This is a genomic window from Bacillus sp. S/N-304-OC-R1 (assembly GCF_019749375.1).
GTDB lineage: Bacteria > Bacillota > Bacilli > Bacillales > Cytobacillaceae > Cytobacillus.
Genome location: NZ_JACWFE010000001.1, coordinates 130,422 through 156,507 on the forward strand (window position 1 = coordinate 130,422; position 26,086 = coordinate 156,507).

Here is a 26,086-nt window from a genome sequence, read left to right on the forward strand (position 1 = left end):
TAGAAAAACTATTAAAATAGGAGGAAAGTGCCAAAGGATTTACGGAGGGAGCTCCAAAATTGGATATGTTATATGGATTATTAATCAATCTGCTTCTCATTCTCATATTAATACTGCTTACGAACATGCTCCTATGGTACAAGCATAAATGTTTCCAGTTTTCATTGCAGAAAATCTATATGTTTGTCATCGCCGCCTTACAGATTATTCTATGTCTGCTATTATCAGTCCCAAAAGGTGATGGCTTTATATATGATTTACGGTTTATTCCCTTTCTGTTATGTGGTCTCTATGGTGGAAAACGCGTAACGGCAGGACTTGCTTTTTTTCTCATTATTATTCGATTCTTTATCGGCGGCAGCGGGTTTTGGGTATCCCTATTACTGACTGCATCAACATCATTAGTGATCATTTTACTTCAATCCTATTATTTAAAACGACCGCTTAGAAATAAAATCTTCATTGCGACTTTTTTTGCTTTCTGTTATTCTATTACAGCCTTTCTTGTTCCGTCATTCATTTATGGTTTTAAGGATATAAAGTCGTTTCTGACTTATTCTATCGTCTTAACTGCATCAACCTTTTTTGTATCTTATTTATTTGAAATACTTAGAGAGGCATATATATTGCATCTTGAAGCAATCAAAATGGAGAAAATGGAAATCGTTAGTCATTTAGCTGCAAGTATCAGTCATGAAGTCCGTAATCCTTTAACGGCAGTCATTGGTTTTTTACAATTAATTGCCGAAAACCAAAAAACATCTGATACTAATAGAGCATATGCTACTTACGCAATAGATGAGGCAAATCGAGCATCTAACATTATTAATGATTACCTTACCTTCGCAAAGCCCCATTCAGTTGAGGAAAGATTTTTGAATATCGAAGAAGAAATAATGAAAAGTGCTGAAATCCTTCGGCCGCTTTCACTGAAGCAAAATGTAGTAATTGACGTCATCTTTCAGCATAGCGGGTCAATAAATGGAGATCCGCATAAGTTTCATCAAGTCTTATTAAATATATTTAAAAACAGTTTTGAAGCAATGCCTGATGGCGGAAGGCTATTTATCCATACTTCGAATGAAAAAGGAAAATTATTAATCAGCATAAAGGATACCGGTCATGGAATGAAGCCTGAACATATAGCTCGTCTAGGTGAACCTTATTTTTCCTTAAAAGGGCAAAAAGGAACTGGTCTGGGAATGATGGTCGTATTTAAGATTGTTGAAAGTATGAATGGCCATGTTGAAGTTATGAGTGAATTTCAAACGGGTACAACAATTACTCTTTCATTTCCATGTTCTAATTAGTAGTGTAGAATAAGTAAAGGTAGCTCTGGACAATTTCCTGATATATTTAGGAGTTGTCTTTTTTTAGAGGAATTTTTTTATGTTTTACAGAATAATAAAAATTGAAAACAAGACAGATTAAAGGAGACTAGATATGATTGAACAACGTTTGCAAGAGCTTGGATTAACTTTACCGGAAGCAGCCGCTCCCCTATATAACTATGTACCTGTTATGATTCACAATCAAGTAGCCTATATTAGCGGTCAAGTGCCAAGAGTAGAGGGGCAAATTCCTTATACTGGCAAAGTAGGGGATACAGTAACAATTGATCAAGCACGTGAACTGGCAGAAATTTGTGTATTAAAAGGACTTAGCTGCCTCAAGGCTGAGATTGGAAGTCTGGACAAGGTAGAGAAAGTATTAAAGCTGACTGGATTTGTACAATCAGCCCCAGGTTTTTCTAATCAGCCGAACGTAATTGATGCGGCTTCCGAATTATTAGTTAAGATTTTCGGCGACAAAGGCCGCCACGCCCGATCCGCTGTCGGTGTAGCAGAATTACCAAGCAATACACCGGTTGAGATCGACTTTATTTTCGCTATTAATGAATAGGAAGGAAGAGGCGAATGATTTCGTTATCTGATATAGTAGCAGCAAAAGAGAGAATAAAGGAAATAACATATGTAACTCCGATTTTGAAATCCGATCAGTTATCTCATATATGTGGCAATCAAATATTTTTGAAATCTGAGCATTTGCAAAAAACAGGTTCATTCAAAATTAGAGGAGCTGCAAATAAAGTAATTGGAGCTGTTCAAGAAGGAGCCCAATATGTTACCGCTGCTTCTTCCGGCAATCACGGACAAGCAGTTGCCTATATTGCAAATCAATTCAATGTTCCAGCCACAATTGTCGTGCCGGAAGATATTAGCTACTGTAAAGAAAACGCAATAAAAGCCTACAATGGAAAAATAGAAAAATGCGGTACTACCTCTGCAGAGAGACTGCCTAGAGCTAAGGAAATAGCAAATCAAGAGAACGGTGTTTACATTCCACCTTATGATGATCCTTTTATTATGGCTGGCCAAGGAACAATTGGACTTGAGATACTAGATCAGGTCCAAGATGCAGATGCAGTAATTGTTCCAATTGGAGGCGGCGGGCTTATTTCCGGCATCTTAACTGCCATTAAGGAAAGCAAGCCAAGCATTAAAGTAATTGGTGTTGAGCCAGAGATCGCAAATGACACATTTCTTTCATTCCAAAATAAGCAGATTATATCGTTAACTGGAACGAATACAATTGCAGATGGATTAAGAACGAATCAGCCCGGGGATCTTACTTTTCCAGTATTACTGAAATATTTAGATGATATTGTTCTTGTCAGCGAAGATGAAATTCGGAAAGCATTTAGTTTCGTAATGGAAAGAATGAAACAGCTGATTGAGCCTTCAAGTGCAACAACGATTGCTACTGCCATGTTTGGTAAATTGCCTTTACAAGGAAAAAAGGTGGTAACGGTTGTTTCCGGTGGAAATGTTGATCTTGATAAAATTTCTAATTTTATCGTAGATACACAAATATGATATGATAGCAAAAAAACAGTAAGGGTGGCATATACTGTATGAGAACTATTACACCAGCTGAATTGGCTGATAAACTAGCTAAAAATGAAGAGGTTACAGTCCTTGATGTCAGGTCTCCAGAGAAATATAACAGCTATCATATTGAAAGCGAACATATTCATAGCTTAAACATTGAGAAAACAGCTATTTTTGCGCTTCATGATGACAATAATTACGGAAAAATTTCATCCTTACCGATGAATAAGGAGATCATTGTTACGTGTACAACAGGGAATTCGGCAAGGAAATGTGCGGATATTTTATCTGCAAAAGGCTATGAAGTTACGTTACTATCAGGTGGAATTACTGCTTGGAAGGAAAACAATCAATAATACAGTTAAGCAGCCATTTTTTTAGAAATGGCTGCTTTTATTTTTCTTCAAGCAATAGATTCACATAATAATATAAATAAACACAAATGAATACATCTTCAAACAAACAAAATAAAGATGAAGATAGGTACTTAGCACAGAGGCAAAAAGCAGAGGCGGAATCAACCTATTCATCTCTATGTGAAATGGCTTTTTTCGTATTGGAAGCGAGTTCGAGTATTTCAAGAGATTTACAATAGTCGTGTTTTATCTCTCCATCTATAGTTTCGTCCAGGTTTTGCATATAGTATATAACTTTCCAATCTTTATACCAGTCTCCCGTTTCAGCAGCAGAATGAGTCTGATCCTTCCAGGCAAATTCTAAGCAGGGACTATACACTCTTTCAGCACCAGGAAATAGCCTACAACCTTTTATACGCGGTTTTAAAATGCTACCTGGAGGACTCTCCATAACATTATTAAATAGATGTGGCCAATAATCTTTTCTCGAGCCTGTATGTGGATGTTGGTTAGCCCATTTCCTCATCACAAATAATCGATCTTCTTGAGCAAACAAGATATTATATAATCTCTTCCCATTGAAAATTCGTTCGTGTAAGCTTTCAAAATGGTGAATAGTCTGACCAGCTAGTTTAATTTCGTCTTTTTCTTCATATGGAAAAATAATATGGGTTACTGACAAATAATCCTGAAGTTTAAATTGGAGTGTATTCACCACCATCTTTTTATAATCCGGATTTCTAATTACTCTTTCTTCTATATACGATTGTTCATTAATAACAAGTGCCATAGTCAATAAATATGGATCTTTCTCATCCAAAAAGAAATTCCACATTGCCTCCATAAAAACTGAAATATTTAGGTATGATAAAAGATGAAATAAACTTTTGCCGTATTTTAAGCTTTCCTCATACAGTAACAACTGCGGAAAAACATCTTGAAAAATCAGCCAGTTTCCTCGCTCAAGAAAATTAAAAAATACTGCTGCCTCTTTTCGATTAAGTAATCGTGATAAAAGTTCGCCTTTTAAATCTGTCATATTCCAGCCGGCATTACGTGATACCATATGAGCTAAAAAAGACCAATGAACTTCTGGAAACCGATTGTAATAATCAAGATACGCTTTTGTCCTAGTAATATTATTTGAGTTTAACAGACTTGTCTTATCATAAATCTCCTTTATCAATAACCTATCTTTATGGGAAAGATCTTCTTTTACAACAGTCTTACTACTAATTTTCTTTAATTCCTGTTTTATTTTTATTAAAGAGCCTTGAAGCAGCTTCGGTTTCATAGGAATAAATTTACATAAGATGATCATCACCTCAATTATGTGAATCCTCGAGTTTCTTGATGAATATGTATGGTTTAGTAAGGATCATTTTCAAAGAAAGGAATGAACATTATGAAAAGGGAGATTGAAGATGGAATAAACGGGCTGATTGACATATTGAAACAGGACCAGAACAAGGACGGAACATGGAGATATCCTTTTGAAACAGGAATAATCACTGATTGCTATATGATTATTTTATTAAGGACATTAGAAATAAATGATGAAAAATTAATTTCGGAGCTTTCGGATCGAATCATAAGCAGACAGGGAAAGAATGGTGCATGGAAACTATATTTTGATGAAGTGGAGGGAAATGTGAGTGCTACTTTAGAAGCTTACTATGCTTTACTTTATGCAGGGAAATTTCAGGAAACGGACGATCGTCTGCAACTTGCAAAGGAATTTATCTTAAAAAATGGCGGTATCGATCACGCTCATATGTTTACTAAAATCATGCTTGCTATAACAGGCCAAATTAAATGGCCATCCTTTTTTCCCCTTCCAATTGAAATGATATTGCTCCCACTCTCATTCCCAATAAACTTTTATTCATTCCCTGAATTCGGAAGGGTGAACCTTGCTCCCGTTATGATTTTGGCAGATCGGAAGTTTCAGCTTAAAACTAGCAAAAGCCCAAATCTAACTCAATTACTGCTAAAAAAAACTGCTTTTGAAAGAGAAGAGTTTGAATGGCGATCTCTCTTTTCAAGTATAGAAACCGCCATAAAAGGGTTAATTGGGCTGCCAAGTCAGATTCATAAGCAAGCTACAGAGCAAACAAAACAATATATGCTTAACCGGATTGAACGGGACGGGACCTTTTACGGGTATTTTAGTTCTACTTTTCTAATGATTTTTGCTTTATTATCACTTGGATATTCAAAAGATCATGCGATCATTAAAAAGGCAATAAGCGGACTATATAGTATGAAATGTGAGATCGATGGCCATCCTCACATGCAATACACAACTGCAACAGTATGGAATACATCATTAATCAATTATGCTCTGCAAGAAGCAGGCGTTTCCTACCTTGATCCGATGATCATGAAGGCAAATACTTATTTACTTAAGAGGCAGCAATATAAATACGGTGACTGGGTAATGCATAATCCTTCAAGTTCTCCGGGTGGATGGGGTTTTGCTGATAAGAATACGATGCATCCAGATACGGATGATACTTCCGCTTCTTTAAGGTCCATTGCAAATATTGTTTTAACAAATCCGGACTTTCGCCATTCATGGGAAAAAGGGATTCAATGGCTATTATCGATGCAAAACAATGATGGCGGCTGGGCAGCATTTGAACGAAATACAAACAGCTCAATTATCAAACTTCTTCCCATTGAAAAAGCCAAATATATGCTAACTGATCCTTCTTCAGCAGATTTGACAGGACGAACTCTTGAATTTATAGGGAAGTTTACAAACCTGCCTAAGAATCATTCTATCATTCAAAGAGGTATTAAATGGCTTCTAAAGCAGCAAGAGAATAATGGATCTTGGTATGGAAAATGGGGAATTTGCTACATCTATGGAACTTGGGGAGCTTTAACAGGTCTTAGAGCATGCGGTATTCAGTCAAATCAGCCATCTATTGTAAAAGGGGCAAAGTGGCTAAATGGCATCCAAAATCAAGATGGGAGCTGGGGAGAGTCGTGTAAAAGCGATAGTATGGAAGTGTACATTCCATTGGAATCTAGTACATTAACTCATACTGCATGGGCTGTCGATGCTCTAATTTCGGTATATGATCAGCCAACAAAAGAGATCCAAAATGGAATTAAGTTTTTAGTAAAAAATTTATTGAATGATGAATGGACTACAGATTATCCTGCAGGTCAAGGAATGGCAGGAAATTTTTATATCCATTACCACAGCTACCGCTATATTTTCCCTCTATTAGCACTTGCACATTACAGAAAAAAGTACCTTTAAAAGAAATATAGTTATCAATATGAATTAGTTCTTTCCGCCTATTAGACGGAATTTTACAATTTTTTACTCAATATAAACCAGAATAATGGTAAAATAGGCAATATTACCATTATTTTTTGAAAACTTCGGGGGGATAAAAGACTTGAATACTATGTTTAATAAACCAAAAGGATTTAGTCAAATATTGGATCATACCTTTAGTTTAAGTAAAAATCGGTTTAAGGAATTTTTTATGATTCTGCTTATTTTAATGGGGCCAATTTACTTACTACAAGCGTTGATTCAACTTTTATCTGGAGTTAGTTTTTTTCAGGAGCTCGGAAGCGGGAGTACATGGTACGAAAAGGTTCTGTCAGGCGTGATAGACTCAGAAGCCGCAGTTCCAAGTTTTGGAGCGAGCATTGGAATGTTCTTTGTTGGACTTTTAAGTTTTATTTTGCTGCCTGTTGCTGAAGCTGCGATCTTGTTTGCCATTAATAGTATCCGGAATAACGAAGAATTCACAGTCGGTTCTGTTATTCGACAAGCGTTTTCTAGATTTTGGCCAATTATTGGCAGCAGTATATTGTATGGGCTAATTATTTTCGGATTAATGATTGTCCCGGTTTTTTTCATAAGCTTAATAGGTATAAGCGGCTCTATGATTCATCCCGCTATTGGCATCATCTTATCAATCCTTTTCCTGCTAGGATTTGCAGTTGGAATTGGCTATTTATTAACACGATGGAGTTTTTATTTTGCCTCTGTCGTACTGGAACGAGAATCTCCAGGTTTTACAAATAGCTGGAGGCTTACATCAAAGCGGACCTGGATTCTAATGGGGCTATATATTTTGTTCTTTTTCATTATATCCTGCATAAGTTTTGCGATTGAAATGACGTTTGGGATTTTCCTCGGAAACAGTGTTCTTTTGTCTATTATCGTAAACATTGCAAGCTTATTTACGTCAATGATTCTGGCTGTTGGATATGGAGTCATGTATTTTGACCTGAAAATAAGACATGATGCGGATGACCTTAAGGAAATGATTGATGACTATCATGCCTTTTAATATATTAAAGTCTGGTGATCGCCTATGTTAGATAAGGAATTAGCACAAGAAGAGCTTCAAAAAATTTTAGAAGGTAATGAATATCGAGTTTATTATGATCAATCTCAAAATCTATTTCAACTATGGTGGAAAGAAGCGAAAAAGTGGATTTCTGATAGACTATCAAATCTTTTTCCTTCTTTTGAACCGAGCGGGAATGTCTCTAGTTTTATATTAATTGTTATGATCATTATCATTATAGCTCTGCTCGGATTCGTACTATTTTTCACCCTAAGAAATAGGATGAGAAATCGGCTGCTGCGCAATAACAATCCACTTCAATCCAACATAGAGTTAAATTGGACATATCATCAGCATATGAATGAAGCGGAGAAACAAGAGTTATTAGGAAACTACAACCTTTCTACCCGGCATATGTTTCTCGCATTACTCCTTTATTTTCATGAAAAAGAATGGCTTGAAGCTAGAATTTGGAAAACAAATTGGGAGTATTATGATGAGCTTCAGAAAGTAAATTCAAGGTGGGCAGATCAATTTTTCTATCTTGCTTATCTGTTTGATGAAGCTACATATGGAGAGCGGAACATTAATAAAGAGGAATACAGCCGGTTTAAAAAAGAGGCGATGTTCTGGATATCGGATCAAAATGTTTCGCTTGATGGGTAAAGGAGGGAATTCAATTTGCTGAATATGATATCGAAGGGAAAAGCCTGGATTTCTCTGCCAATCCTACTTAGTGCATTTATCTTCATAAGCTATGTTTCTTACTCACCTAAGCCTACACAATATCCGAGCTACACGATTGAATCTCCTTCCCCAACCGGAATAAAGGCATTATATACGTATTTAGGAAAAGAAAAGAACGTTAAAAAATGGTCTCATCCACCCAATCTTTTAGGAAAAACTAAAGAGAGAGAATTATTAATCATGGCTGAACCATTGTTTATGCCTAAGAGTGAAGAAATGCAAGCATATTTAAAGTTTATGGAAGCGGGAAATGTCATATTATTATTGAAAAAGAACCCCAAAGACTTCTTCAGCATAAACACGATTCCAATACTAGCTAATCATTCACCGGATGATGCTGTAACTATAACAAGCGGTGACGGGAAAAGTTATCTTGCAAAAACAAGCTCACTCTTTCGTCTTAAGGCAAATAAAGAAGATACTGTCCTACTTTCAAATAAAGAGGGAATCATTGCATTAAAGAGGACATTTGGCGAGGGACAATTAATTGTATCTACCGCCCCTGAATGGATAACGAATGAAAACATTACAGTCTATAATCATACTAATCTTCTTTTTTCACTGCTTAATGAAGAGAAACCTACAACGATATTATTTGATGTATACATACATGGCGGTGAGAACGCTGGAAAATGGACTGACCTCTACCCGAGATGGTTCTTACTATTAGTGCTTCAAGGAATTATTATAATGATCCTGCTTCTTTGGCGAAATGGTAAGCGTTTTGGGCCAATTTATATAACAAGAGAAGAGACTGTCCGGTTCAGTGATGAAAGAATTCGTGCTTTGGCATTTTTGTATATTCGAAGCAGAAGTTATCAAGAATCAATAAAAACTCAATCCGATTATGTGAAGATGCTTATGCAGGAAAAGTGGGGAATTCCATTTAACAAAGGGTGGCTTGATCTTTCGGATCTATTACTTCAAAAATGGAGGAATAACTCGCAGAAGGATATTCAAGCTTTTCTAAAAGGTCTGACAATCACATTAACGAAAGATAAAATAACTAAGCAGGAGTACTTGCTATGGTCGAAAAAACTTGAACGTTTAAGGAAAGAGGTAGAGAAGAAATGAGGACAGAATTATCATCCTTATTGGAAAAGTATGAAGAACGTATTTTAGGACAGAAAACAAACCTTAGGTTGCTTTTATCAGCTATTCTTGCGGGTGGCCATGTATTGATTGAAGGAGTTCCCGGCACCGGAAAAACACAAATGGTAAGATCGCTTGCCAATCTTCTGGGTGGCAGTTTTAATCGAATTCAATTCACACCAGATCTGTTGCCAAGTGATATTACGGGCAGCACCATTTACAACATGAAAGAAAGCAGTTTTCAAACACTTAAAGGCCCAGTATTTACTAATATTCTATTAGCTGATGAAATAAATAGAACCCCAGCCAAGACTCAGGCTGCCCTACTAGAAGCAATGGAGGAAAAGCAGGTCACCATTCAAGGGGAAACGTACTCTCTTCCAGAAATGTTTTTTGTTGTAGCAACTCAAAATCCGATAGAGTTTGAAGGGACGTATCCATTGCCAGAGGCACAGCAAGACCGATTTTTATTCAAGCTGAATATTGACTTTCCAGCTTTTGAAGACGAAAAAAATGTATTGAAGAAAGTAATCGAAAATAGCTTTGAACTTCAAAATATTACACCAATAATGGAAATGGATACTTTTCTAGCGATAAAAAAAGAGATTCAAAACTCAACAATCGGTGATGGAGTGTTGGACTATATCATGAATATCGTAAGAAAAACACGCGATTCAGAGTCCATTCGCTTTGGTGCGAGTACCAGAGCAGCGATTTCAATTGGGAGAGCCGCACAAGCTTGGGCATATCTCGCAGGAAGAGATTATGTCACACCAGATGATGTAAAAATGGTAGCAAAATCAGCTTTAAGACATAGAATTCAGTTATCTCCGCATATAGAATTGGAGGGAGTGACCGGTGACCAAATTATTGAAGAGCTTGTGGGGTCGATTCCTGTTCCAAGATAGAGGAATATTGCCTGCAAATCGATTACTAGTTCTTTTTAGCATCATATCCATTTTATTATTGGCAAGTTCCTTTTTCTCACTTTCCTGGACACTGGTAATTTCTATTAATCTATTTGTTTTTTCTATTAGTCTGCTGGATTTATTGCTTTCTCCAGGAAAAAGACAAATTCAATTAAATCGAATATTTCCTGAAGAAATGGAAAGAGGAGTTACATATCCGATTACAATTGAAATGACTAATTCATCAAAATATCCAATGCAATTTCGCTTAGTTGACGAAGTTCCGCAAATTTTCGACAGACCCTTTCCTTATCATGGCAGCGTTCCAAGGAATTCAACTGTTACAGCAGCTTATGAAACAGCGGCAAGAGTCCGAGGAAAATATGAAATAACGAAGCTTTACTTCCGGTACAAAAGTTCACTTGGTTTGTGGGAAAAGCAAATCACCTACGGGCTACCTCAATCTGTAAAGGTAATTCCAGATTTAACTGAGACGAAAAGATATTTGGAAAATGCACAAGCATTTTTATTATATGAGGGGTTAAAGATTCGAAAACAGCAAAGCGGGTTAGGTGACTTTGCCAAAATAAGAAGCTATGTCGTCGGGGATGATCCGAGAAAAATTAATTGGCGACAAAGTGCTAAGCTTCGCGAATTAATGACGAACGAAAACGAACCAGAGCATGGGAAATATATTACGCTATTAATCGACTGTGGAAGAATGATGGGTGCGGAGCTGACAAAAGGGAACAGGCTTGAAAAATCACTTGAAGCCGCAATAACAGTAGCAGCAGCCGCTCTTCAAAAAGGAGATCATGTATCTGTACTCGCTTTCTCTAAGGAAGTCAAAGTGTTTGTTCCCCCTGGCAAGGGGATGTCTCATCTGCAAACAATTGTTCAAGCAATTTATGATCTTCAGGTGGATGCAGCTGAATCTAATTATGCTGCCGTCCTTCATTATTTGGAAACAATGCAGAAAAAACGGAGCCTTCTATTATTATTTAGTGATGTTGCCACCTTCCTTCATGAGGAAACTGCGCTTGCATACTTAAAAAGGCTTAGAAGGCGCCATTTATTCTTAATCATCGGTATTGAGGATATGACACTTTTAAAAACAGTACAAAAAGAACCCGTTCGAATACAAGATGCCATGGTTAAAAGTATGGCTCAGCAGCAGATTTTATTAAAGAAGAGTCAGAAGGCAAAATGGGAAAAGCAAGGCCTCCTTATGGTAGAGGCCCTCGAGGAAAAGCTTGCTGTGACTGCAGTTTCTCATTATATCGATATTATGAATCGAAATCTGTTATAGCATGGTTTTTCTTTAAGGATAGCCTTCCAAGCAGAATATAAATTATTAATCCAATTACGGTTAAAAGAGCCACAATATATTTTGCTTCAAGAGAGATAGCAGCTGGGGTAATAAAACCCTCGATAATTCCAGCAATGACAAATAGGGGAATCGTTCCAAGCAAAAGCTGCACAGATCGTTTTGCTCCTTTCTTTAGCTGAAACAGTCTGGAGTTATTCCCTGGAACAAATAGCTTATAGCCCATCAATAATCCGGCACCGCCAGCAATAAAAATAGCGGTCAATTCGATCATCCCATGTGGTACGATATAAGCCCAGAATTCATACGACATGCCGTGGTGCCAAAATAGGGCAGCTAAAGAGCCAACGATTATCCCGTTGTAGATTAATAAATAAACAGTCAAAATGCCAAATGTGACACCACCTGCAAATGCCAAAATGGCGACTTTAATATTATTCGTCATGATAGAAGCTGACATAAGGGAAGAATCAACGGCACCATCGCTGCTCCCAAGGTTCTCAGGATTTACGCTTTGTGATATTTCCGAAGGCAGAATCGAGTAGATATTCAGTGGGTCATTGGCAACTGATAGAAAGCTGCCAACAGCGCCAATTGTAAACAAAATCATTGCACCTATAATAAATTTCCATTGCTCGAGTAATAAGCTAATAAACTTCGTTTTAAAAAAATAACTGATTTGCTTCGAGCTAGTCGTTTGACTTTTATACAATAGATTATGTGATTTGGAGACAATAGCATTTAAATAGTGGGTCACTTCTTCATCAGGAAAATATGTTTGACTGTATGATAAATTTTGAGCAGCTTTTTGATACAGCCGGTGAAACTTATTAATGTCTTCGCCGCTAATCGCACTTTTTCTTTTATGCATGGTTACGGTTAATATTTCGAGTTGTTTCCAATCTTCACGATGCTGTTTAATAAATTGCTTTACATTCATATGAACACCTCTTGTTAACTGCCATTATCCTTATTATAGTAATATTGTAGAAAAATAGAAATAATTTGGTTCAATTAACAAACAATGAGTGGAGGTTAGATCATGAACCAAGACCAAATTGGGATTAAAACCCCTGAATATGTATCCTTAAACTTTCAGCTTGCTGGTCTTGGAAGCAGGACTGCAGCATTTTTAATTGATCAGATTATTTTAATAATCTCAAATATGTTAGTTTTGTTAGGACTTTTTGCGCTTTTATACGGGCAATCAAAATTATTCTTTTGGGATGAAATAAGCTCTTCTACCTATGCCATAACGATTATTATTCTTTTTATCATTAATTGGGGATACTTTTTTGCCTTTGAATATTTTTCTGGAGGACGAACAATTGGCAAGAAAATACTCGGATTAAGAGTCATTCAGGAAAATGGGCATAGCATTACACTGCTTTCGAGCTTTATTCGTAATTTACTTCGCATTATTGATTCATTGCCAGCTAATTATTTTCTTGGCATGATTATGATTTTCTTTCACTCCAAACATAAAAGAATAGGGGATCTCGTCGCTGGAACAATTGTTGTTCACGAAAGAAGGACTGGCAAGAAAAAAAGACTTTCTCCACTAGAAAAAGAAATAGAGAGACGGGGTCTTACAAAAGAAAATATCAAATTAGAAGATGCAGTGATCAAATCATTCAGTCAAAAGGACTGGCACTTAGTCAAAACATACTGCAACCGATTTTTACAATTATCAGATGAGGAAAGGATTATTCTTACGAGACAAGTTGCTGACATTGTGTTCCCAAAAGCCGGGGTATTATTAAGTGGAAAAAATTTCAAAGAAATCGAAAATGTTTTATTAATTCTTTATTTAAATTTAAGAGACGAATGGGAATATGAGTTATAAAAAAAGCGCTAAAAGAACGGATCGTTCTTTTAGCGCTTTTTAATTTTGGAAGGATTATTGATTTTGTAATGTACTGGCTCCGAAACAATGAATTCCTCTTCTGCATCTTTAGCTTTTGGCAATTTTTTCCTAACTATTTTCCCATCAAATTCAAGAATATCTCCAGGCTGCAATTCAAACTTCTTCAATGTTTTCGAATGAGAGCACCATGATAAACCAACATCGATTGGATTTTCTTGCTCAATCCTAACATCCTCCAATACAATGACTTCATCATTTTCTTCATTAAAGTTGTTCCAGCTGAATGCGAATTGCTTTACAGCTGCAGTAAAATGAACTTTATCCTCTGGAAGCTCAAGCTTTACAGGCTTTTCTTTCTTTTCGTTTTTGTTGTTTCCTTCGTTGACTTTTTCGGTTCTTTTAACAGGTGTTGCATCTGTTTCCTTATTTTCTGCTACTGAAGCAGCTGCTGGAGCTGCTGCTGCTTCAGTAAAAGTTCCTTTTCCAAAGCTTGAAGCTTGCATTTCTTTTAAATAGGCAGGATGGATGCATGTTAAGCTTCCGTCCTGGAATTCAATAATGATTGTGTTTTGATCATTTTCCTTGCCATAGACTTCATAACCTTTTACAGTAACTGTATATAGGAGATTTTTCTCCTTATACAGGAATTGTTTTTTTACTTCTTTTGTTGTAGAAAGTCCCCATTCTCTGACTTTTTCTGAATAGTGAACATCATCTGTAAATGTCTCATATTCTCCTTTTGGAGGAAGCAGGTATATTTCTTTAATTTGGGAAGTTGCAGACATGAATACTCAACCTTTCGTAGGAATATTTATAACAATCAGGAACGTGCTTATAATCATTAACCATATATTAACTCATTCAAAGGGGTTTGTTAATGATTTCTAGAATAATGATAGAAGCTAAAAATTGTGTAAAGGAGAAAAAAATATGCAAACATATGCTAGCAGACAAGAAATCCCAGGCTACGAGAAATGGAATTTATCAGATATTTATTCTGACATAAGCTCTTGGGAAGAAGATTATGAAAAAATTGAAGGATTGGCAAAAAAGCTGAAGGGATATGATGGAAAAATCCAAGATGGCAATTCAATGCTTCGATTCCTTAAAAACAGAGAACAGCTATCATTTATTTTTAACAAACTATATGCCTATGCGATGTTAAAGGTAGATGAAGATACAAGGGAGACCAATGCTCAAGCATTATTAGACCGTGCAAAGCAGCTAAGTGTCAAAGTTAGTGCCTCATCAGCTTTCTTTTTGCCATTCCTATTAAGTTTAGATGAAGATACATTAAAAGCATACATAGCATCAGAAGAAAGTTTAAAGTATTTCGAGAATGACTTATGGGAATCATTCCGATATAAGCCACATGTACTTAATAAAGAGCAAGAAGAGCTGCTTTCGCAATTAGGTGAAGCATTTTCAGTTCCTAGCCAAACATTCGGCATGATGAATAATGCCGATATCAAATTTGGTGAGGTTGCTACAGAGAATGGAAAGAAGGTTGAATTAACGAGAGGGATGTATGCAAAGTTAATTGAAGATGATGATAGAGAAAAACGCAGGGAAGCCTATAAGGCATATTATCAGCCTTATTTACAGTTAAAGAACTCTATTGCTTCTACTTTAGCAGGCGCTATAAAAAATAATGTTACCCTTTCTAAGGTACGCCATTATCCATCAGCACTAGAAAAAGCTTTATTTGGTGATAATGTTCAGAAAGAAGTGTACGAAAATCTAATCGATACAACTAAAGAATATATTGCTCCGCTGCACAAATATTCCCGTATTCGGAAGGAAATACTCGGAGTTGAAGAACTTAGACAATATGACTTGAGTGCACCACTTGTAAAAGGAGTAAAACCAGTCATCTCATATGAAGAAGCATTTAAAACAATGAAAAAAGCCTTAACTCCTCTTGGTGATGAATATAGTAAAATCCTGGATGAATTTAAAGATGGTCAATATATAGATGTAAGGGAAACTCCTGGAAAAAGATCAGGTGCTTATAATCTTGGCGTCTACGGTGTACATCCATACATTCTATTAAATCATCAAGATGATTTGGATAGCTTATTCACTCTTGTTCATGAATGCGGTCATGGTGTGCACAGCAAACTAAGCTCACAGCATCAGCCTCAAATTACTGCTCGTTATAGTATATTTGTTGCTGAAGTAGCTTCAACAGTTAATGAAGTTTTGTTAATTAACTATTTATTAAATAATGAAACGGATTTTGATATGAAGAAACACTTATTAAATCATTTCATTGACCAGTTTAGGGGAACATTTTTCACTCAAGTAATGTTTGCCGAGTTTGAGAAAATTACACATGAGCTGGCTGAAAAAGGAGCGCCATTAAATGTCGAGGTATTCAATAGAACATATGAGACTCTATTTAGAGATTACAATGGAGAAGAAGTCGTATTTGATGAAGAGGTAAAATACGGCTGGTCTAGAATTCCTCACTTTTATCGCCCATTTTACGTTTATAAATATGCGACCGGCTTCGCTTCAGCTATTCATCTTGCTACTAAAATCTTAGAGGGAGACAAAGATACACTTCAATCCTATTTACAATTCTTAAGAAGCGGAAGCTCCGATTATCCTCTGGAATTACTTAAGAAAACTGGCGTAGACCTTACTTCACCAATGCCAATTAAAAATACACTTAAAAGATTTTCCGAACTTGTTGATGAATTTTCTTTGCTATAGGGAGCTGCTAATGCAGCTCTTTTCTTTTTATTGACAATATGATTTTATTATATTAATATAAATCTCGTATTCGAGATAAATAGATTGAATATATCTTAATTAAATATAATATTATTATACATCGGAGGTATTTTAAATTATGTCAAAAGTACTTTTTGTTAAAGCAAATGATCGTCCTGCTAATCAAGCTATTAGTGCAAAAATGTATGATGCATTTTTACAAACATATAAAGAAGCAAATAAAAATGATGAGATCATCGAGTTAGATTTATTCAATGAAAAAATTCCTACTTATGGAAACACAGCCATTACCGGTGCCTATAAGGCTAAGCAAGGAATGGAACTGACAGCTGAAGAAGAGAAAGCTGTTCAGTTAATTGATCAATATTTAGATCAATTCTTCGCAGCAGATAAAATTGTATTCGCATTCCCATTATGGAATTCAACTGTTCCTGCACCGCTAATTAATTACCTAGCATACTTAGCTCAGGCTGGACGAACTTTTAAATATACTGCAGAAGGTCCAGTTGGATTAGCAGGAGATAAAAAAGTTATGCTGTTAAATGCACGTGGCTCTGATTATTCACTTGAGTATATGGCTGGTTCCGAAATGGCTGTTAATCTAGTGAAGGCAACGATTGCACTGTGGGGAATTTCAAATCCAGAAGTAGTAATTATTGAAGGACATAATCAATATCCAGATCGTTCTCAGCAAATAATCGAGGAGGGATTAGAAAAAACTGCAAAAGCTGCTGCAGCCTTCTAATCAATTCACATTAAAGCAAGCCCATCTTTTAAGGTGGGTTTGTTTTTATTTATTAATTTTCAAAAGAATGATATTTTTACATAGAAAGTAATGATAAACTTGTAGAAACGAAATTTTACAAAAAAGAGAGGCTCAAAATGATAAAGGCTATTTTTTTCGATTTAGATGACACCCTCTTGTGGGATCAAAAAAGTGTGAAAGAAGCGTTTTTAGCAACATGCAAAATTGCACATGATCGCTATGGATTAGATCCTGATCAATTAGAAGAAGCGGTGCGTGAAGCTGCCAGAAATCTATACTCTTCCTATGAAACATATGATTTTACACAGATGATCGGTATTAATCCGTTTGAAGGACTTTGGGGAAATTTCCTAGATGATCATGATGAGTTTAAAAAAATGAGTGAAATCATACCTGCCTATAGACGTGATGCATGGACGGAAGGTTTATCAAAAATGGGATTCGATGACCCTGAATTTGGTTATGAATTAGCGGAAAGATTTCCTGAAGAGAGGAGAAAAAATCCATTCGTCTATGAAGAAACTTTTCAAGTATTAGATGCATTAAAGGGGAAGTATAAGCTGCTGCTATTAACAAATGGGTCTCCTGATCTGCAGCATACAAAATTAAAGATTACACCTGAAATTGCCCCATTTTTTGATCAAATTCTTATTTCAGGTGATTTCGGAAGAGGTAAACCAGATCCTTCTATATTTGAACATGCATTATCTCTTATGTCTTTACAAAAGGATGAAGTGCTAATGGTCGGAGATAATCTGATGACTGATATTCTCGGTGCCAATCGCTGTGGCATTAAGTCAGTTTGGATTAACAGACATGATAAGGAACGGAATGAAGTAGTTCCTGCATATGAGATCCGGCATCTGGAAGAAATCTTTAATATATTGGATAGCTTCAATGATTTATAAAACATTAGGCGCTGAATAGATCAGCGCCTAATTTTATGCTTTTTTGTCAGCAGCCAAACCTTTGCGGATGCTGCCAACAATCAATAACAGCATAGGAATTCCAACCATATTAATAGGCAATACATACTTTACCCAATATTCTTTCACATATTGTATTCCAAATAGAGTGACAGTTGGCTCTTGTACGGCCAAAACAAACGTCACAATTGCCACAAACCAAATTGCCTTTTTCCAATCCTTCAATTTAAGTAACTGAGCTGTCCCATAGCTTGCAGCAAAAAAGTATAACGATAATTTTATAAATACACTCAGGATCCAAATAAGGACTGCAATGATCTCTAAGTTTTGAATAAAATTCATGATGGAAATAAAGCGAACCATATCAATAGCAGGGAACAATAATTTTGATGAGATTTGTGGCCCGAATATCATTAAGGTTGTGATGATTGAAGTACTTACAAATATACCAGAGAGCACAATACCCCAAATAGCTCTGGAAAGAGACTTCCTTGGTTCATCCATGAATGCAACAAGCATCATTATTAACACAGACTCTCCCAAAAATGATAGTGGAGACAAGGATCCCTTTAAAATTGGAAGAAAACCATTTTCCGAATAAATCGGCAACAACTTTTGAAAGTCAAGATTTGGAATTGTAAGAAAAACTAAAAAAATGACCATCGTGAGTACAAGTGCTCCGAATACTTCACTGCAGCGACCAATTCCTTCAATTCCACCAATATAATTTATATAGATAATAATGATCATCATTGTTAAGATTAATGACCATGACGGCGTTTGAGGCAACAGAATGGTTATAGTAAATTGTGAAAACTCTCCGAGAATATTCCCAATTACTGAATACCATTGAATAAAATAAATGAAGATAATAATTGTACCAATCCATTTGCCTAAAATTAATTTACTAAATTCGATTAAAGTTTTTCCTGGATAAAATTGCGTGACCTTATTCGCAATAAATAAGATGACGACACCTAAGATGATAGAAAAAAAGGAGGAAATCCAAGCGTCTTGTTTTGCTTCAATAATGGCAGGATTCACTGATAACAAAAGCATATTTCCAGTCTCAAAAGTAAAAATAATCCAAAAAATTTGCATAGGACTAATTTTCATTTATTAATCTCGCTCTCTTTTTGCAAGATTGATGGTCCTGTCATACCAACCCGCCTTATTTGTAAATTAGATGTCACGACGATGTCTGCTTTAGAAAAATGCATGTCCCAATCCTTTCTTAAAGAACTCCACTTTTGGGGATATTTCTTATGAACTACATCGCCAAAGCCAAATATATCCTGGCCATATTTACCTTGAACCTTCTTGATTGTTTTATAAACTATTTTTTTGGATTCTTTTTCAAATGCCTTTTTTAGCTTGTCAACATTTTTAGGATCATTAAGGTCTAAATTCGTATTATTTTCAAGAATGGCGCCTTTACCAGATAACTTCACAGTAATTTTTATTTTATTATCACTGCTTACTTCAGGTACAATATCACTTTTAATTTTTGTAAAAATCATACTTGCATTACCATCATCATATTTCACAGTAAGTGTTAATTTTTTTAAAAGCCCTTTAATCCATAGAAAAGCTCGATTTTCCATATTGTTTAAATAGCCAACTAATTTTAGTTCTTTATTAAATACAGCGAGCCCTCCAATTCTCATGATTTTTTCAGATGTGATTCCTTCTGAGGACTTTCCTGTCTGAATTTTAGTAATCTCAATAACAGGGAGTGATGGACGAGTTCCATCGCTACTTGCTGCAATAAGAAAATTAACAAAAGCAATGTCTCCTCTGCCGCCATACTCTTGATGCCCTTTTATACCTGCAACAGCAGGAGGTTTTTCTAACGGATCATTTAAATCAAGTACCTCTATTGCTGTAGCACCTTTAACGACAAATACATCTGTTCGCAAACTAACATCTGATCCTCGTGTGTTTGCATCCAATTTATTTGTTAATCCGCGCTTAGCAAATTCTTCACCGAAGAAAACAACTCTCCTATGACCAGGAAAAGATTCTCTAGATAGCTTTGCCTGTAAATTTTGTGTCGAATCATTTACATTTATTCCTTCTGATGAAATCGTAAAAAATGCATTTGCTCCAGAAGTACTGCCAGATTGAGACTGCATATTTGAGGGGACGACGATCTGCCCGCTAAGTTGAATATTTCCATTCTTTCCAACATCCCACCCTGTCGCAAGCCATAAACCTCTTTCATTTAATTCCTTGCGGTCCCAGCAGCCTGTTGTAAACAATACAGTTAAGCATATTGTACAAATTGTCATGCTTTTTCTTATCATCATTATTCCCTGCCTCGACCTGGTTTTGGCCTTTGATTAAAGGGGATTCTTTTCTTATTTGAACCGCTTGTTTCTTTCGGGCGATAGTTATATGCCCATTTAGGCACTCTTATAATGACATCCTTTAAGTCAGAAATAATTTGCGGGGCAAATGGACTGAAATAAGGAACCCCAAATGACCGAAGATTGACAAGATGAATAGTAATGGCAATAAATCCCCATACAACACCATACAATCCAAACATTCCCGCTAAGAGAAGCAAACCAAATCGTAGCATCCGAAATGCAGTTCCGAAATTGTAACGAGGAATCGCAAATGATGCAATTCCTGTTGTAGCGACTACTATTACCATTGGTGCAGAAACAATGCCTGCCTGAACAGCTGCCTGGCCGATTACGAGAGCACCGACAATGCTTACTGCAGAGCCAACTGGTTTTGGCAGCCGAATACCTGCTTCACGAAGTCCTTCAAATACTAGCTCCATAATTAAAGCTTCAATTATTGCTGGAAAAGGAATACCCTCTCGTGCAGCTGCAACACTTATTAACAAAGAAGTTGGAATAAGTCCAGGATGATACGTTGTAAGTGCTACATATATAGAAGGAAGGAATTGTGAAATATTCAATAATGTAAAACGAATAATACGAATAAAGGTTGTATATATAAAACGTTCATAATAATCCTCTGCTGCTTGAAGACTTCCCCAAAATGTCATCGGCACTATAAGAACAAAGGGGGTATTATCTACAAAAATGGCTACTTTTCCTTCCAATAAATTAGCGGATACAACATCTGGTCTTTCCGTATTATAGATTTGTGGAAAAGGGGAAAAAGGAAAGTCCTCAATAAATTCTTCTATAAATTCTGATTCCAATATGCCATCAATTTGGATACGGGTCATTCTTTGCCGAACCTCTTCGATAATTGAATCTTGTGCAATTCCCGCTATATAGGCAATAGCTACATCTGTTTTTGAATATTCTCCTAATGAGTACGCCTCAAACTTAAGCTTAGGACTCCTAATTCGTCTCCGGATAAGAGTTGTATTCGTTCGAATGGTTTCTGTAAATCCATCTCTTGGTCCTCGAATAACTACCTCTGTTTGAGGTTCTTCTATTCCTCGCTTTTCAAAGCCTTTTAAGTCAGCTATTATTGCATTTAGTTCACCCTCTGTCATTATTCCTACGTTTGCTTTTAATATTCCATCGACTAGCTCACTCATATTCGACACTGACTTGATCTGTGTTATGGAGATGAGCTCTTGTTCAAAAACTTGTCCAATAGAATCAATTTGACCCAAACCCTTCGGCAATCCATTGAATAGCAAAGGTTTTAATACATCTTCTTCAAGGCTTTTTGTATCAATTAAACCATCTATATATGCAAGAAGAAGCTTCTTTTCGTTATTCACTGAAATAACTCGAGTTACAAAATCTGAACAGTTTTGAAAAATATCTTCTAGGTTCTTTTTATTAGCTTCTAACTGTGTATCAATATCTTTTGATTTTTGACTTGAAGGCTCTTGGATTTTTTCTATTTTAAAATCAAATAATTTTTTCCTTTTGCTAAAATTAACCAAATTTAAGAGCCTCCCTTAACTTTTAAGTATATTTTTCCAATAAATTGTAGTTATATGCATTTCTTTTCATTAATAAGAATTGATCCTTGTGCTATCAGTCTTTTTGAAAAGAAGGGTATAATACTTTTTGAATGTAAGAAGTAATTAAATTTAAGAAAAGGTGTTTACATGAAAAGAGTCATTGTAATTGGGGCAGGTATATTGGGAACATCTGCTGCTTATCATTTAGCGAAGGCAGGAGCAAAGGTAACGATAATTGACCGTCAAGACCTCGGACAGGCAACAGATGCTGCAGCAGGAATAGTATGTCCATGGCTTTCACAGAGAAGAAACAAGGCATGGTATACACTTGCAAAAGAAGGAGCTAAATATTATTCAAGCTTAATTAAACAATTAAAAGACGATGGAGAAAAAAATACGGGATATAAAAAAGTCGGAGCAATTAGCATTCATACGGAAGAAGAAAAATTAAATAAAATGGAAGAACGAGCCTTTATGCGTAGAGAAGAGGCACCAGAAATTGGAGAAATTAGCCGTTTGTCAAAAGAAAAAACTAAAGAGCTCTTTCCTCCAATAAACACAGAATTTTCCTCCGTACATATTAGTGGTGCTGCACGTGTCAACGGACGGGCTCTTTGTTTGGCATTGTTAAATAGTGCAATAAAAAATGGAGCAGACTTCATTCATGGGGATGCCTCGATTGTATATCAAGACCATAAAGTAACCGGGGTTATGGTTGATGGACGTTCACTGTCAGCAGATACTGTTATTGTGACTGCGGGTGCTTGGGCAAATGAACTCTTGAAGCCACTGGGGATAAACTTCTTAGTATCACCACAAAAGGCGCAAATCGTTCATCTACGCATGCCAGAAGCAGATACAGGTGAATTCCCTGTTATTATGCCCCCAAATAATCAATACATATTGGCTTTTGATGACAATCGAATCGTAATTGGAGCAACACATGAAGACAATAAAGGGTACGATCTAAGTGTTACAGCAGGCGGTCTTCACGAAATATTTGATAAAGCATTAGCCGTTGCTTCAGAGCTAAATGACTGTGAATTAATTGAGACACGGGTAGGATTTCGTCCTTTTACACCAGGATTCTTGCCGGTAATCGGACCTTTGCTAGGATATGAAGGAATATTGATTGCCAATGGTTTAGGTGCTTCCGGATTGACAGTTGGCCCATTTTTAGGGGGACAACTGGCAAAGCTTGCTCTTGGAAATGAACTGGACATTGACTTAAATGATTATAATGTGCAGGAAGCAATTGCAAAATAACTTTTGAATGTAATCAAAAACTTACCAGCATGTTCATTAAAGGGAAAGTAAATAATAGATGGGGAAAGGGAGAACATCTCTTTCCAAACAACTATTAGAGGAAGTGTTGTATATGAACAACCAGTTACTTAGGTTGATAAATACAATGAGCAAACAATTATTTCCGAAAAAGCGAAATAATAATGGCATGATCTGGGCATCAGTTATTGGATTGATTGTAAGTGCTGCAGCCTATTTTGTCCGAAGAAATCCAGGTACGAATGGGCCAAACAATAATACTATTCAAAACCTTATGAATAGTTTCACTTCCGCAAAGACTAATAGTCCTATTCCAAATGCAATGATGGCCGAGTTTGCAAAAGAACTTCTTCCCGAGAATCCCAATAATCAAACTAACAAATAACGAATAAAACATGTCTGCTAAAGCAGGCATGTTTTTTTATTAAAAGGGGGGTAATTTTTTTCTACATAGTAAAGAAATTTTTACTACATTCAACATAAAGTCTATTAGATATTATTATTAATTTTACTAATATAAGGGTAAAACAAAGAACTTTCATTAACTTTTTTGTTTTCAAACCCCTTAATATAACTAAAATAAATTGGCATAAAATTTGCAATATCATAACTAAGCGATTTCCTTTAAACATGGAGGTTTTAGTATGGCAAGAACAATTTTTACAAACGGACTTATTTATACTTTAGATGAAAATCAGCCTCTTGTACAAACTGTTGTCGTTGAAAACGGCAAAATATTAGATGCTGGAGCTCATAAAGATATGACCTTGCAGTGGGGAAGGCCAGAATCAAAAATAATAGATTTACAGGGGAATATGGTGACCCCTGGGTTAATCGATAGTCATCTTCATTTATCAGGTGTTGCTTTTAATTTTCTAGACTTAGATTTAACAGGAGTAGCATCAAAACACGATATGCTTGAACGGATAAAGGAGAGGGCACATACACTTTCACAAGGGCAGTGGCTTATCGGAATGGGTTGGGATGAGAATCTGTTTGCTGATAAGTCAATTCCTACTATTGAGGAGCTGGATTATGCAGCACCTCAATGTCCAATTTTTTTAAAAAGGATTTGTCATCATGCCTTTCTAGTTAATAGCAAAGCCTTAGAGGTATGCGGAATTAATTCGACTTCCACCATTCCTGAAGGCGGAGAAATTGTACTTGATTCAGTAACGAAAAAGCCAACAGGGTTATTATTAGAAACTGCGTCTGCCCTTGTAACTAAACATATTCCTGATAAATCATATGATGAATTAAAGCACGGCTTAAAACAGGCGATGAACTTTGCAATAAAAAAAGGGCTGACGAGTGTTCATACAAATGATCCTGTCTACTTTGGAGGACTAGAACAAACGTACAAGCTGTATGATGAAATAATTAATAAGCATGGAAAAGGATTAAGATGTAATCTCCTTATTGATTTTCCATATCTTCAAGCATTAAAGAATTTAGGAATGACTGCGGGATATGGGAATGAAAAATTACAAATAGGCGCAATAAAGATTTTTGCAGACGGCGCCTTTGGAAGAAGAACCGCTCTTCTTTCCGAACCATATTCCGATGCGCCACAGCATTATGGTGAAGCCATGCACAATTATGAAAATCTTTATTCAATCATTAAAGATGCAAGGGACTATAGTATGCCGATAGCTGTCCATACGATTGGTGATAAAGCTTTGGAAAATGTATTAAATGTGCTTGATCAGATGCCTAGTGTACAATATCGTGATCGCCTTATCCATACATCGCTTGTCAGAATGGATTTAATCCCTCGCTTAGCTCATCAAAGCAGAATTGCTGATATTCAGCCAAGATTTATTGTTGGCGACTATCCTTGGGTTAAGGACAGTATTGGGGAGGAACGAGAGAAATTCTTATACGCATGGAAAACGCTTATTCAAGCAGGAGTTCATTGTGCAGGAGGTTCAGATGCTCCCGTAGAGCCTGTTGATCCTCTATTAGGCATTCACTCAGTTATTACCAGACGTTCTCCATTGGAAAATCATCGCGGGTGGAATGAACATGAAAAACTATCGATGGAAGAAGCTGTTAGACTGTTTACGATTGGCGGGGCGTATGCCACAAACGAAGAACATAAAAAAGGAACAATTTCTCGTGGAAAGCTGGCTGATATGACGGTCTATTCAAAAAATCTTTTTTCAATGAGTAATCCCGATGAACTATTAGAGACAAATATAGAGATGACCATTATTGGAGGAGAAATGATAGAGCATTAAAAAACATTTTAGATAGGATAATTTCACCAGAACCTTGTTTTATACAAGGTTTTTTTTGCTAAATTATGAAGCCAACATTTCTGCAAAGGCAGATAAGCAATTTTAATATCATATTTTCATATATATATAATTAGGCATTTAGCTTTACCGAAGATAGAAAATCAGAACTACTTTTTAGGATAGTTTAACGACAATGAGCAAAGCTTGGGAGATCTTCATATAGATAGGAGGTAATGACATTTTTCCGCCAAAAAGCAGAGGGGGGAAAGGAACATGAAAAGATGTATAAATGGACATTATTACGATGATGCAAAACATGGATTATGTCCTCATTGCGGTGTAAAAATTGATTTAAATCTTGGCATGACACAGCCAATCAGGCAGCCTGGGAAAAATTAATTAGAATAGTAATTAAAAGGGGCTTCTTAATATTGCAAAAAAATACGAATAGTGCAGCCCCTTTTTGTTTTTAATACAAATTAATGCTCCTCTAATTGTGTTAATGCCACATCTTGTTCATTTTCGGGCTGATCAAGAGGATAAACTCTTGCTGTATCATTTTCATTTACATTTTGGATATAAACTTGTTTGCCGTTATAAGTAACATTCATCATCTCTGGAGATTCTGATATTTGTTTCGCGCGCTGCTTGTCCATTTTTTTGCCTCCCAGTTTTTTGATTAAGTTTAATGTTACCTTTTAAATTAATATA

25 protein-coding genes are annotated in these 26,086 nt (G+C 36.1%); 18 read left to right on the top strand and 7 right to left on the bottom strand.

The features are described from left to right. Positions 1-65 precede the first annotated feature (65 nt). From H0173_RS00670 to H0173_RS00685, 4 genes are all read left to right on the top strand, one after another. Complete coding sequence (locus H0173_RS00670) at positions 66-1,310, top strand: sensor histidine kinase (protein WP_260630989.1); 1,245 nt, start codon at positions 66-68, stop codon at positions 1,308-1,310. Between the two features lie 133 nt (positions 1,311-1,443). Further along, on the top strand, positions 1,444-1,902 hold the full coding sequence (locus H0173_RS00675) for a RidA family protein (protein WP_221843998.1): 459 nt from the start codon (positions 1,444-1,446) through the stop codon (positions 1,900-1,902). 14 nt (positions 1,903-1,916) lie between these two features. Continuing rightward, complete coding sequence (locus tag H0173_RS00680; RefSeq protein WP_221843999.1) at positions 1,917-2,876, top strand: threonine ammonia-lyase; 960 nt, start codon at positions 1,917-1,919, stop codon at positions 2,874-2,876. Between the two features lie 38 nt (positions 2,877-2,914). After that, positions 2,915-3,247: a rhodanese-like domain-containing protein gene (locus tag H0173_RS00685; RefSeq protein ID WP_221844000.1), complete on the top strand. Its 333-nt coding sequence runs from the start codon at positions 2,915-2,917 to the stop codon at positions 3,245-3,247. 166 nt (positions 3,248-3,413) lie between these two features. Here H0173_RS00685 and H0173_RS00690 read toward each other — a convergent pair whose 3' ends face one another. After that, positions 3,414-4,568: a DUF2515 domain-containing protein gene (locus H0173_RS00690; protein WP_260630960.1), complete on the bottom strand. Its 1,155-nt coding sequence runs from the start codon at positions 4,566-4,568 to the stop codon at positions 3,414-3,416. Between the two features lie 84 nt (positions 4,569-4,652). Here H0173_RS00690 and shc point away from each other — a divergent pair, with 84 nt between their 5' ends. The 6 genes from shc to H0173_RS00720 all read left to right on the top strand — a co-directional run bounded on the left by shc (position 4,653) and on the right by H0173_RS00720 (position 11,628). Further along, positions 4,653-6,521 (top strand): squalene--hopene cyclase, encoded by a 1,869-nt coding sequence (gene shc, locus H0173_RS00695; protein WP_221844001.1) that lies wholly within the window; start codon positions 4,653-4,655, stop codon positions 6,519-6,521. Between the two features lie 151 nt (positions 6,522-6,672). Then, positions 6,673-7,572, top strand: a complete 900-nt coding sequence (locus H0173_RS00700) for a hypothetical protein (RefSeq protein WP_313770595.1) — start codon at positions 6,673-6,675, stop codon at positions 7,570-7,572. Positions 7,573-7,596: 24 nt separating this feature from the next. Next, positions 7,597-8,238 carry a DUF4129 domain-containing protein gene (locus tag H0173_RS00705; protein WP_221844003.1) on the top strand — a complete coding sequence of 214 codons (642 nt, stop codon included), beginning with the start codon at positions 7,597-7,599 and terminating at the stop codon, positions 8,236-8,238. 24 nt (positions 8,239-8,262) lie between these two features. Further along, positions 8,263-9,393, top strand: a complete 1,131-nt coding sequence (locus tag H0173_RS00710) for a DUF4350 domain-containing protein (RefSeq protein WP_260630990.1) — start codon at positions 8,263-8,265, stop codon at positions 9,391-9,393. Continuing rightward, positions 9,390-10,319, top strand: a complete 930-nt coding sequence (locus H0173_RS00715) for an AAA family ATPase (protein ID WP_221844005.1) — start codon at positions 9,390-9,392, stop codon at positions 10,317-10,319. Before H0173_RS00710 ends, H0173_RS00715 begins: the two co-directional genes overlap by 4 nt. After that, on the top strand, positions 10,270-11,628 hold the full coding sequence (locus H0173_RS00720) for a DUF58 domain-containing protein (RefSeq protein ID WP_313770587.1): 1,359 nt from the start codon (positions 10,270-10,272) through the stop codon (positions 11,626-11,628). The genes H0173_RS00715 and H0173_RS00720 overlap by 50 nt, the downstream gene beginning before the upstream one ends. Here the strand turns inward: H0173_RS00720 and H0173_RS00725 are convergent. After that, complete coding sequence (locus H0173_RS00725) at positions 11,606-12,586, bottom strand: stage II sporulation protein M (RefSeq protein WP_221844006.1); 981 nt, start codon at positions 12,584-12,586, stop codon at positions 11,606-11,608. The genes H0173_RS00720 and H0173_RS00725 overlap by 23 nt on opposite strands. Before the next feature lie 102 nt (positions 12,587-12,688). Here H0173_RS00725 and H0173_RS00730 point away from each other — a divergent pair, with 102 nt between their 5' ends. Beyond that, on the top strand, positions 12,689-13,492 hold the full coding sequence (locus H0173_RS00730; protein ID WP_221844007.1) for an RDD family protein: 804 nt from the start codon (positions 12,689-12,691) through the stop codon (positions 13,490-13,492). A gap of 29 nt (positions 13,493-13,521) precedes the next feature. On the opposite strand, the gene H0173_RS00735 is transcribed toward H0173_RS00730, so the two are convergent. Next, the gene (locus H0173_RS00735) at positions 13,522-14,298 is read right to left on the bottom strand and encodes a hypothetical protein (protein ID WP_221844008.1); all 777 of its coding nucleotides are present in this window, start codon (positions 14,296-14,298) and stop codon (positions 13,522-13,524) included. 145 nt (positions 14,299-14,443) lie between these two features. On the opposite strand from H0173_RS00735, the gene pepF reads away from it, so the two are divergent. The 3 genes from pepF to H0173_RS00750 all read left to right on the top strand — a co-directional run bounded on the left by pepF (position 14,444) and on the right by H0173_RS00750 (position 17,926). After that, a complete protein-coding gene (gene pepF, locus H0173_RS00740; protein WP_221844009.1) occupies positions 14,444-16,231 on the top strand; it encodes an oligoendopeptidase F in 1,788 nt (595 codons plus the stop codon). 139 nt (positions 16,232-16,370) lie between these two features. Further along, the gene (locus H0173_RS00745; RefSeq protein ID WP_221844010.1) at positions 16,371-16,997 is read left to right on the top strand and encodes an FMN-dependent NADH-azoreductase; all 627 of its coding nucleotides are present in this window, start codon (positions 16,371-16,373) and stop codon (positions 16,995-16,997) included. Positions 16,998-17,134: 137 nt separating this feature from the next. Next, a complete protein-coding gene (locus tag H0173_RS00750) occupies positions 17,135-17,926 on the top strand; it encodes an HAD family hydrolase (RefSeq protein ID WP_221844011.1) in 792 nt (263 codons plus the stop codon). Positions 17,927-17,959: 33 nt separating this feature from the next. On the opposite strand, the gene H0173_RS00755 is transcribed toward H0173_RS00750, so the two are convergent. From H0173_RS00755 to H0173_RS00765, 3 genes are read right to left on the bottom strand one after another with little or no spacing between them, the layout of a single operon-like run. Further along, positions 17,960-19,060: a GerAB/ArcD/ProY family transporter gene (locus tag H0173_RS00755; protein WP_221844012.1), complete on the bottom strand. Its 1,101-nt coding sequence runs from the start codon at positions 19,058-19,060 to the stop codon at positions 17,960-17,962. After that, a complete protein-coding gene (locus tag H0173_RS00760; protein WP_221844013.1) occupies positions 19,057-20,250 on the bottom strand; it encodes a Ger(x)C family spore germination protein in 1,194 nt (397 codons plus the stop codon). The genes H0173_RS00755 and H0173_RS00760 overlap by 4 nt, the downstream gene beginning before the upstream one ends. A 2-nt stretch (positions 20,251-20,252) precedes the next feature. Continuing rightward, positions 20,253-21,830 (bottom strand): spore germination protein, encoded by a 1,578-nt coding sequence (locus H0173_RS00765; protein WP_221844014.1) that lies wholly within the window; start codon positions 21,828-21,830, stop codon positions 20,253-20,255. Positions 21,831-21,998: 168 nt separating this feature from the next. Here H0173_RS00765 and H0173_RS00770 point away from each other — a divergent pair, with 168 nt between their 5' ends. The 4 genes from H0173_RS00770 to H0173_RS22110 all read left to right on the top strand — a co-directional run bounded on the left by H0173_RS00770 (position 21,999) and on the right by H0173_RS22110 (position 25,774). After that, positions 21,999-23,117, top strand: a complete 1,119-nt coding sequence (locus tag H0173_RS00770; protein ID WP_221844015.1) for an NAD(P)/FAD-dependent oxidoreductase — start codon at positions 21,999-22,001, stop codon at positions 23,115-23,117. A gap of 145 nt (positions 23,118-23,262) precedes the next feature. Further along, positions 23,263-23,520, top strand: coding sequence for a hypothetical protein (locus H0173_RS00775; RefSeq protein WP_221844016.1), 258 nt, complete (start codon positions 23,263-23,265; stop codon positions 23,518-23,520). Between the two features lie 259 nt (positions 23,521-23,779). After that, on the top strand, positions 23,780-25,375 hold the full coding sequence (locus H0173_RS00780) for an amidohydrolase (protein ID WP_221844017.1): 1,596 nt from the start codon (positions 23,780-23,782) through the stop codon (positions 25,373-25,375). Between the two features lie 273 nt (positions 25,376-25,648). Continuing rightward, entirely contained in the window at positions 25,649-25,774 is a 126-nt protein-coding gene (locus tag H0173_RS22110) for a hypothetical protein (RefSeq protein ID WP_260630961.1), read from the top strand. An 80-nt stretch (positions 25,775-25,854) separates the two neighbouring features. Here H0173_RS22110 and H0173_RS00785 read toward each other — a convergent pair whose 3' ends face one another. Then, complete coding sequence (locus H0173_RS00785; protein ID WP_221844018.1) at positions 25,855-26,031, bottom strand: H-type small acid-soluble spore protein; 177 nt, start codon at positions 26,029-26,031, stop codon at positions 25,855-25,857. Positions 26,032-26,086 lie beyond the last annotated feature (55 nt).

What these genes read in the sequence shown, in the direction of transcription:
- H0173_RS00780 (WP_221844017.1), top strand. Translation starts at nt 23,780, where the DNA reads ATGGCAAGAACAATTTTTACAAACGGACTTATTTATACTTTAGATGAA.
- H0173_RS00745 (WP_221844010.1), top strand. Translation starts at nt 16,371, where the DNA reads ATGTCAAAAGTACTTTTTGTTAAAGCAAATGATCGTCCTGCTAATCAA.
- H0173_RS00705 (WP_221844003.1), top strand. Translation starts at nt 7,597, where the DNA reads ATGTTAGATAAGGAATTAGCACAAGAAGAGCTTCAAAAAATTTTAGAA.
- H0173_RS00690 (WP_260630960.1), bottom strand. Translation starts at nt 4,568, where the DNA reads ATGATCATCTTATGTAAATTTATTCCTATGAAACCGAAGCTGCTTCAA.
- H0173_RS00755 (WP_221844012.1), bottom strand. Translation starts at nt 19,060, where the DNA reads ATGAAAATTAGTCCTATGCAAATTTTTTGGATTATTTTTACTTTTGAG.
- H0173_RS00685 (WP_221844000.1), top strand. Translation starts at nt 2,915, where the DNA reads ATGAGAACTATTACACCAGCTGAATTGGCTGATAAACTAGCTAAAAAT.
- H0173_RS00735 (WP_221844008.1), bottom strand. Translation starts at nt 14,298, where the DNA reads ATGTCTGCAACTTCCCAAATTAAAGAAATATACCTGCTTCCTCCAAAA.
- H0173_RS00725 (WP_221844006.1), bottom strand. Translation starts at nt 12,586, where the DNA reads ATGAATGTAAAGCAATTTATTAAACAGCATCGTGAAGATTGGAAACAA.
- H0173_RS00730 (WP_221844007.1), top strand. Translation starts at nt 12,689, where the DNA reads ATGAACCAAGACCAAATTGGGATTAAAACCCCTGAATATGTATCCTTA.
- H0173_RS00675 (WP_221843998.1), top strand. Translation starts at nt 1,444, where the DNA reads ATGATTGAACAACGTTTGCAAGAGCTTGGATTAACTTTACCGGAAGCA.
- H0173_RS00710 (WP_260630990.1), top strand. Translation starts at nt 8,263, where the DNA reads ATGATATCGAAGGGAAAAGCCTGGATTTCTCTGCCAATCCTACTTAGT.
- shc (WP_221844001.1), top strand. Translation starts at nt 4,653, where the DNA reads ATGAAAAGGGAGATTGAAGATGGAATAAACGGGCTGATTGACATATTG.
- H0173_RS00680 (WP_221843999.1), top strand. Translation starts at nt 1,917, where the DNA reads ATGATTTCGTTATCTGATATAGTAGCAGCAAAAGAGAGAATAAAGGAA.
- H0173_RS00775 (WP_221844016.1), top strand. Translation starts at nt 23,263, where the DNA reads ATGAGCAAACAATTATTTCCGAAAAAGCGAAATAATAATGGCATGATC.
- H0173_RS00715 (WP_221844005.1), top strand. Translation starts at nt 9,390, where the DNA reads ATGAGGACAGAATTATCATCCTTATTGGAAAAGTATGAAGAACGTATT.
- H0173_RS00750 (WP_221844011.1), top strand. Translation starts at nt 17,135, where the DNA reads ATGATAAAGGCTATTTTTTTCGATTTAGATGACACCCTCTTGTGGGAT.
- pepF (WP_221844009.1), top strand. Translation starts at nt 14,444, where the DNA reads ATGCAAACATATGCTAGCAGACAAGAAATCCCAGGCTACGAGAAATGG.
- H0173_RS00670 (WP_260630989.1), top strand. Translation starts at nt 66, where the DNA reads ATGTTATATGGATTATTAATCAATCTGCTTCTCATTCTCATATTAATA.
- H0173_RS00700 (WP_313770595.1), top strand. Translation starts at nt 6,673, where the DNA reads ATGTTTAATAAACCAAAAGGATTTAGTCAAATATTGGATCATACCTTT.
- H0173_RS22110 (WP_260630961.1), top strand. Translation starts at nt 25,649, where the DNA reads ATGAAAAGATGTATAAATGGACATTATTACGATGATGCAAAACATGGA.
- H0173_RS00785 (WP_221844018.1), bottom strand. Translation starts at nt 26,031, where the DNA reads ATGGACAAGCAGCGCGCGAAACAAATATCAGAATCTCCAGAGATGATG.
- H0173_RS00760 (WP_221844013.1), bottom strand. Translation starts at nt 20,250, where the DNA reads ATGATAAGAAAAAGCATGACAATTTGTACAATATGCTTAACTGTATTG.
- H0173_RS00770 (WP_221844015.1), top strand. Translation starts at nt 21,999, where the DNA reads ATGAAAAGAGTCATTGTAATTGGGGCAGGTATATTGGGAACATCTGCT.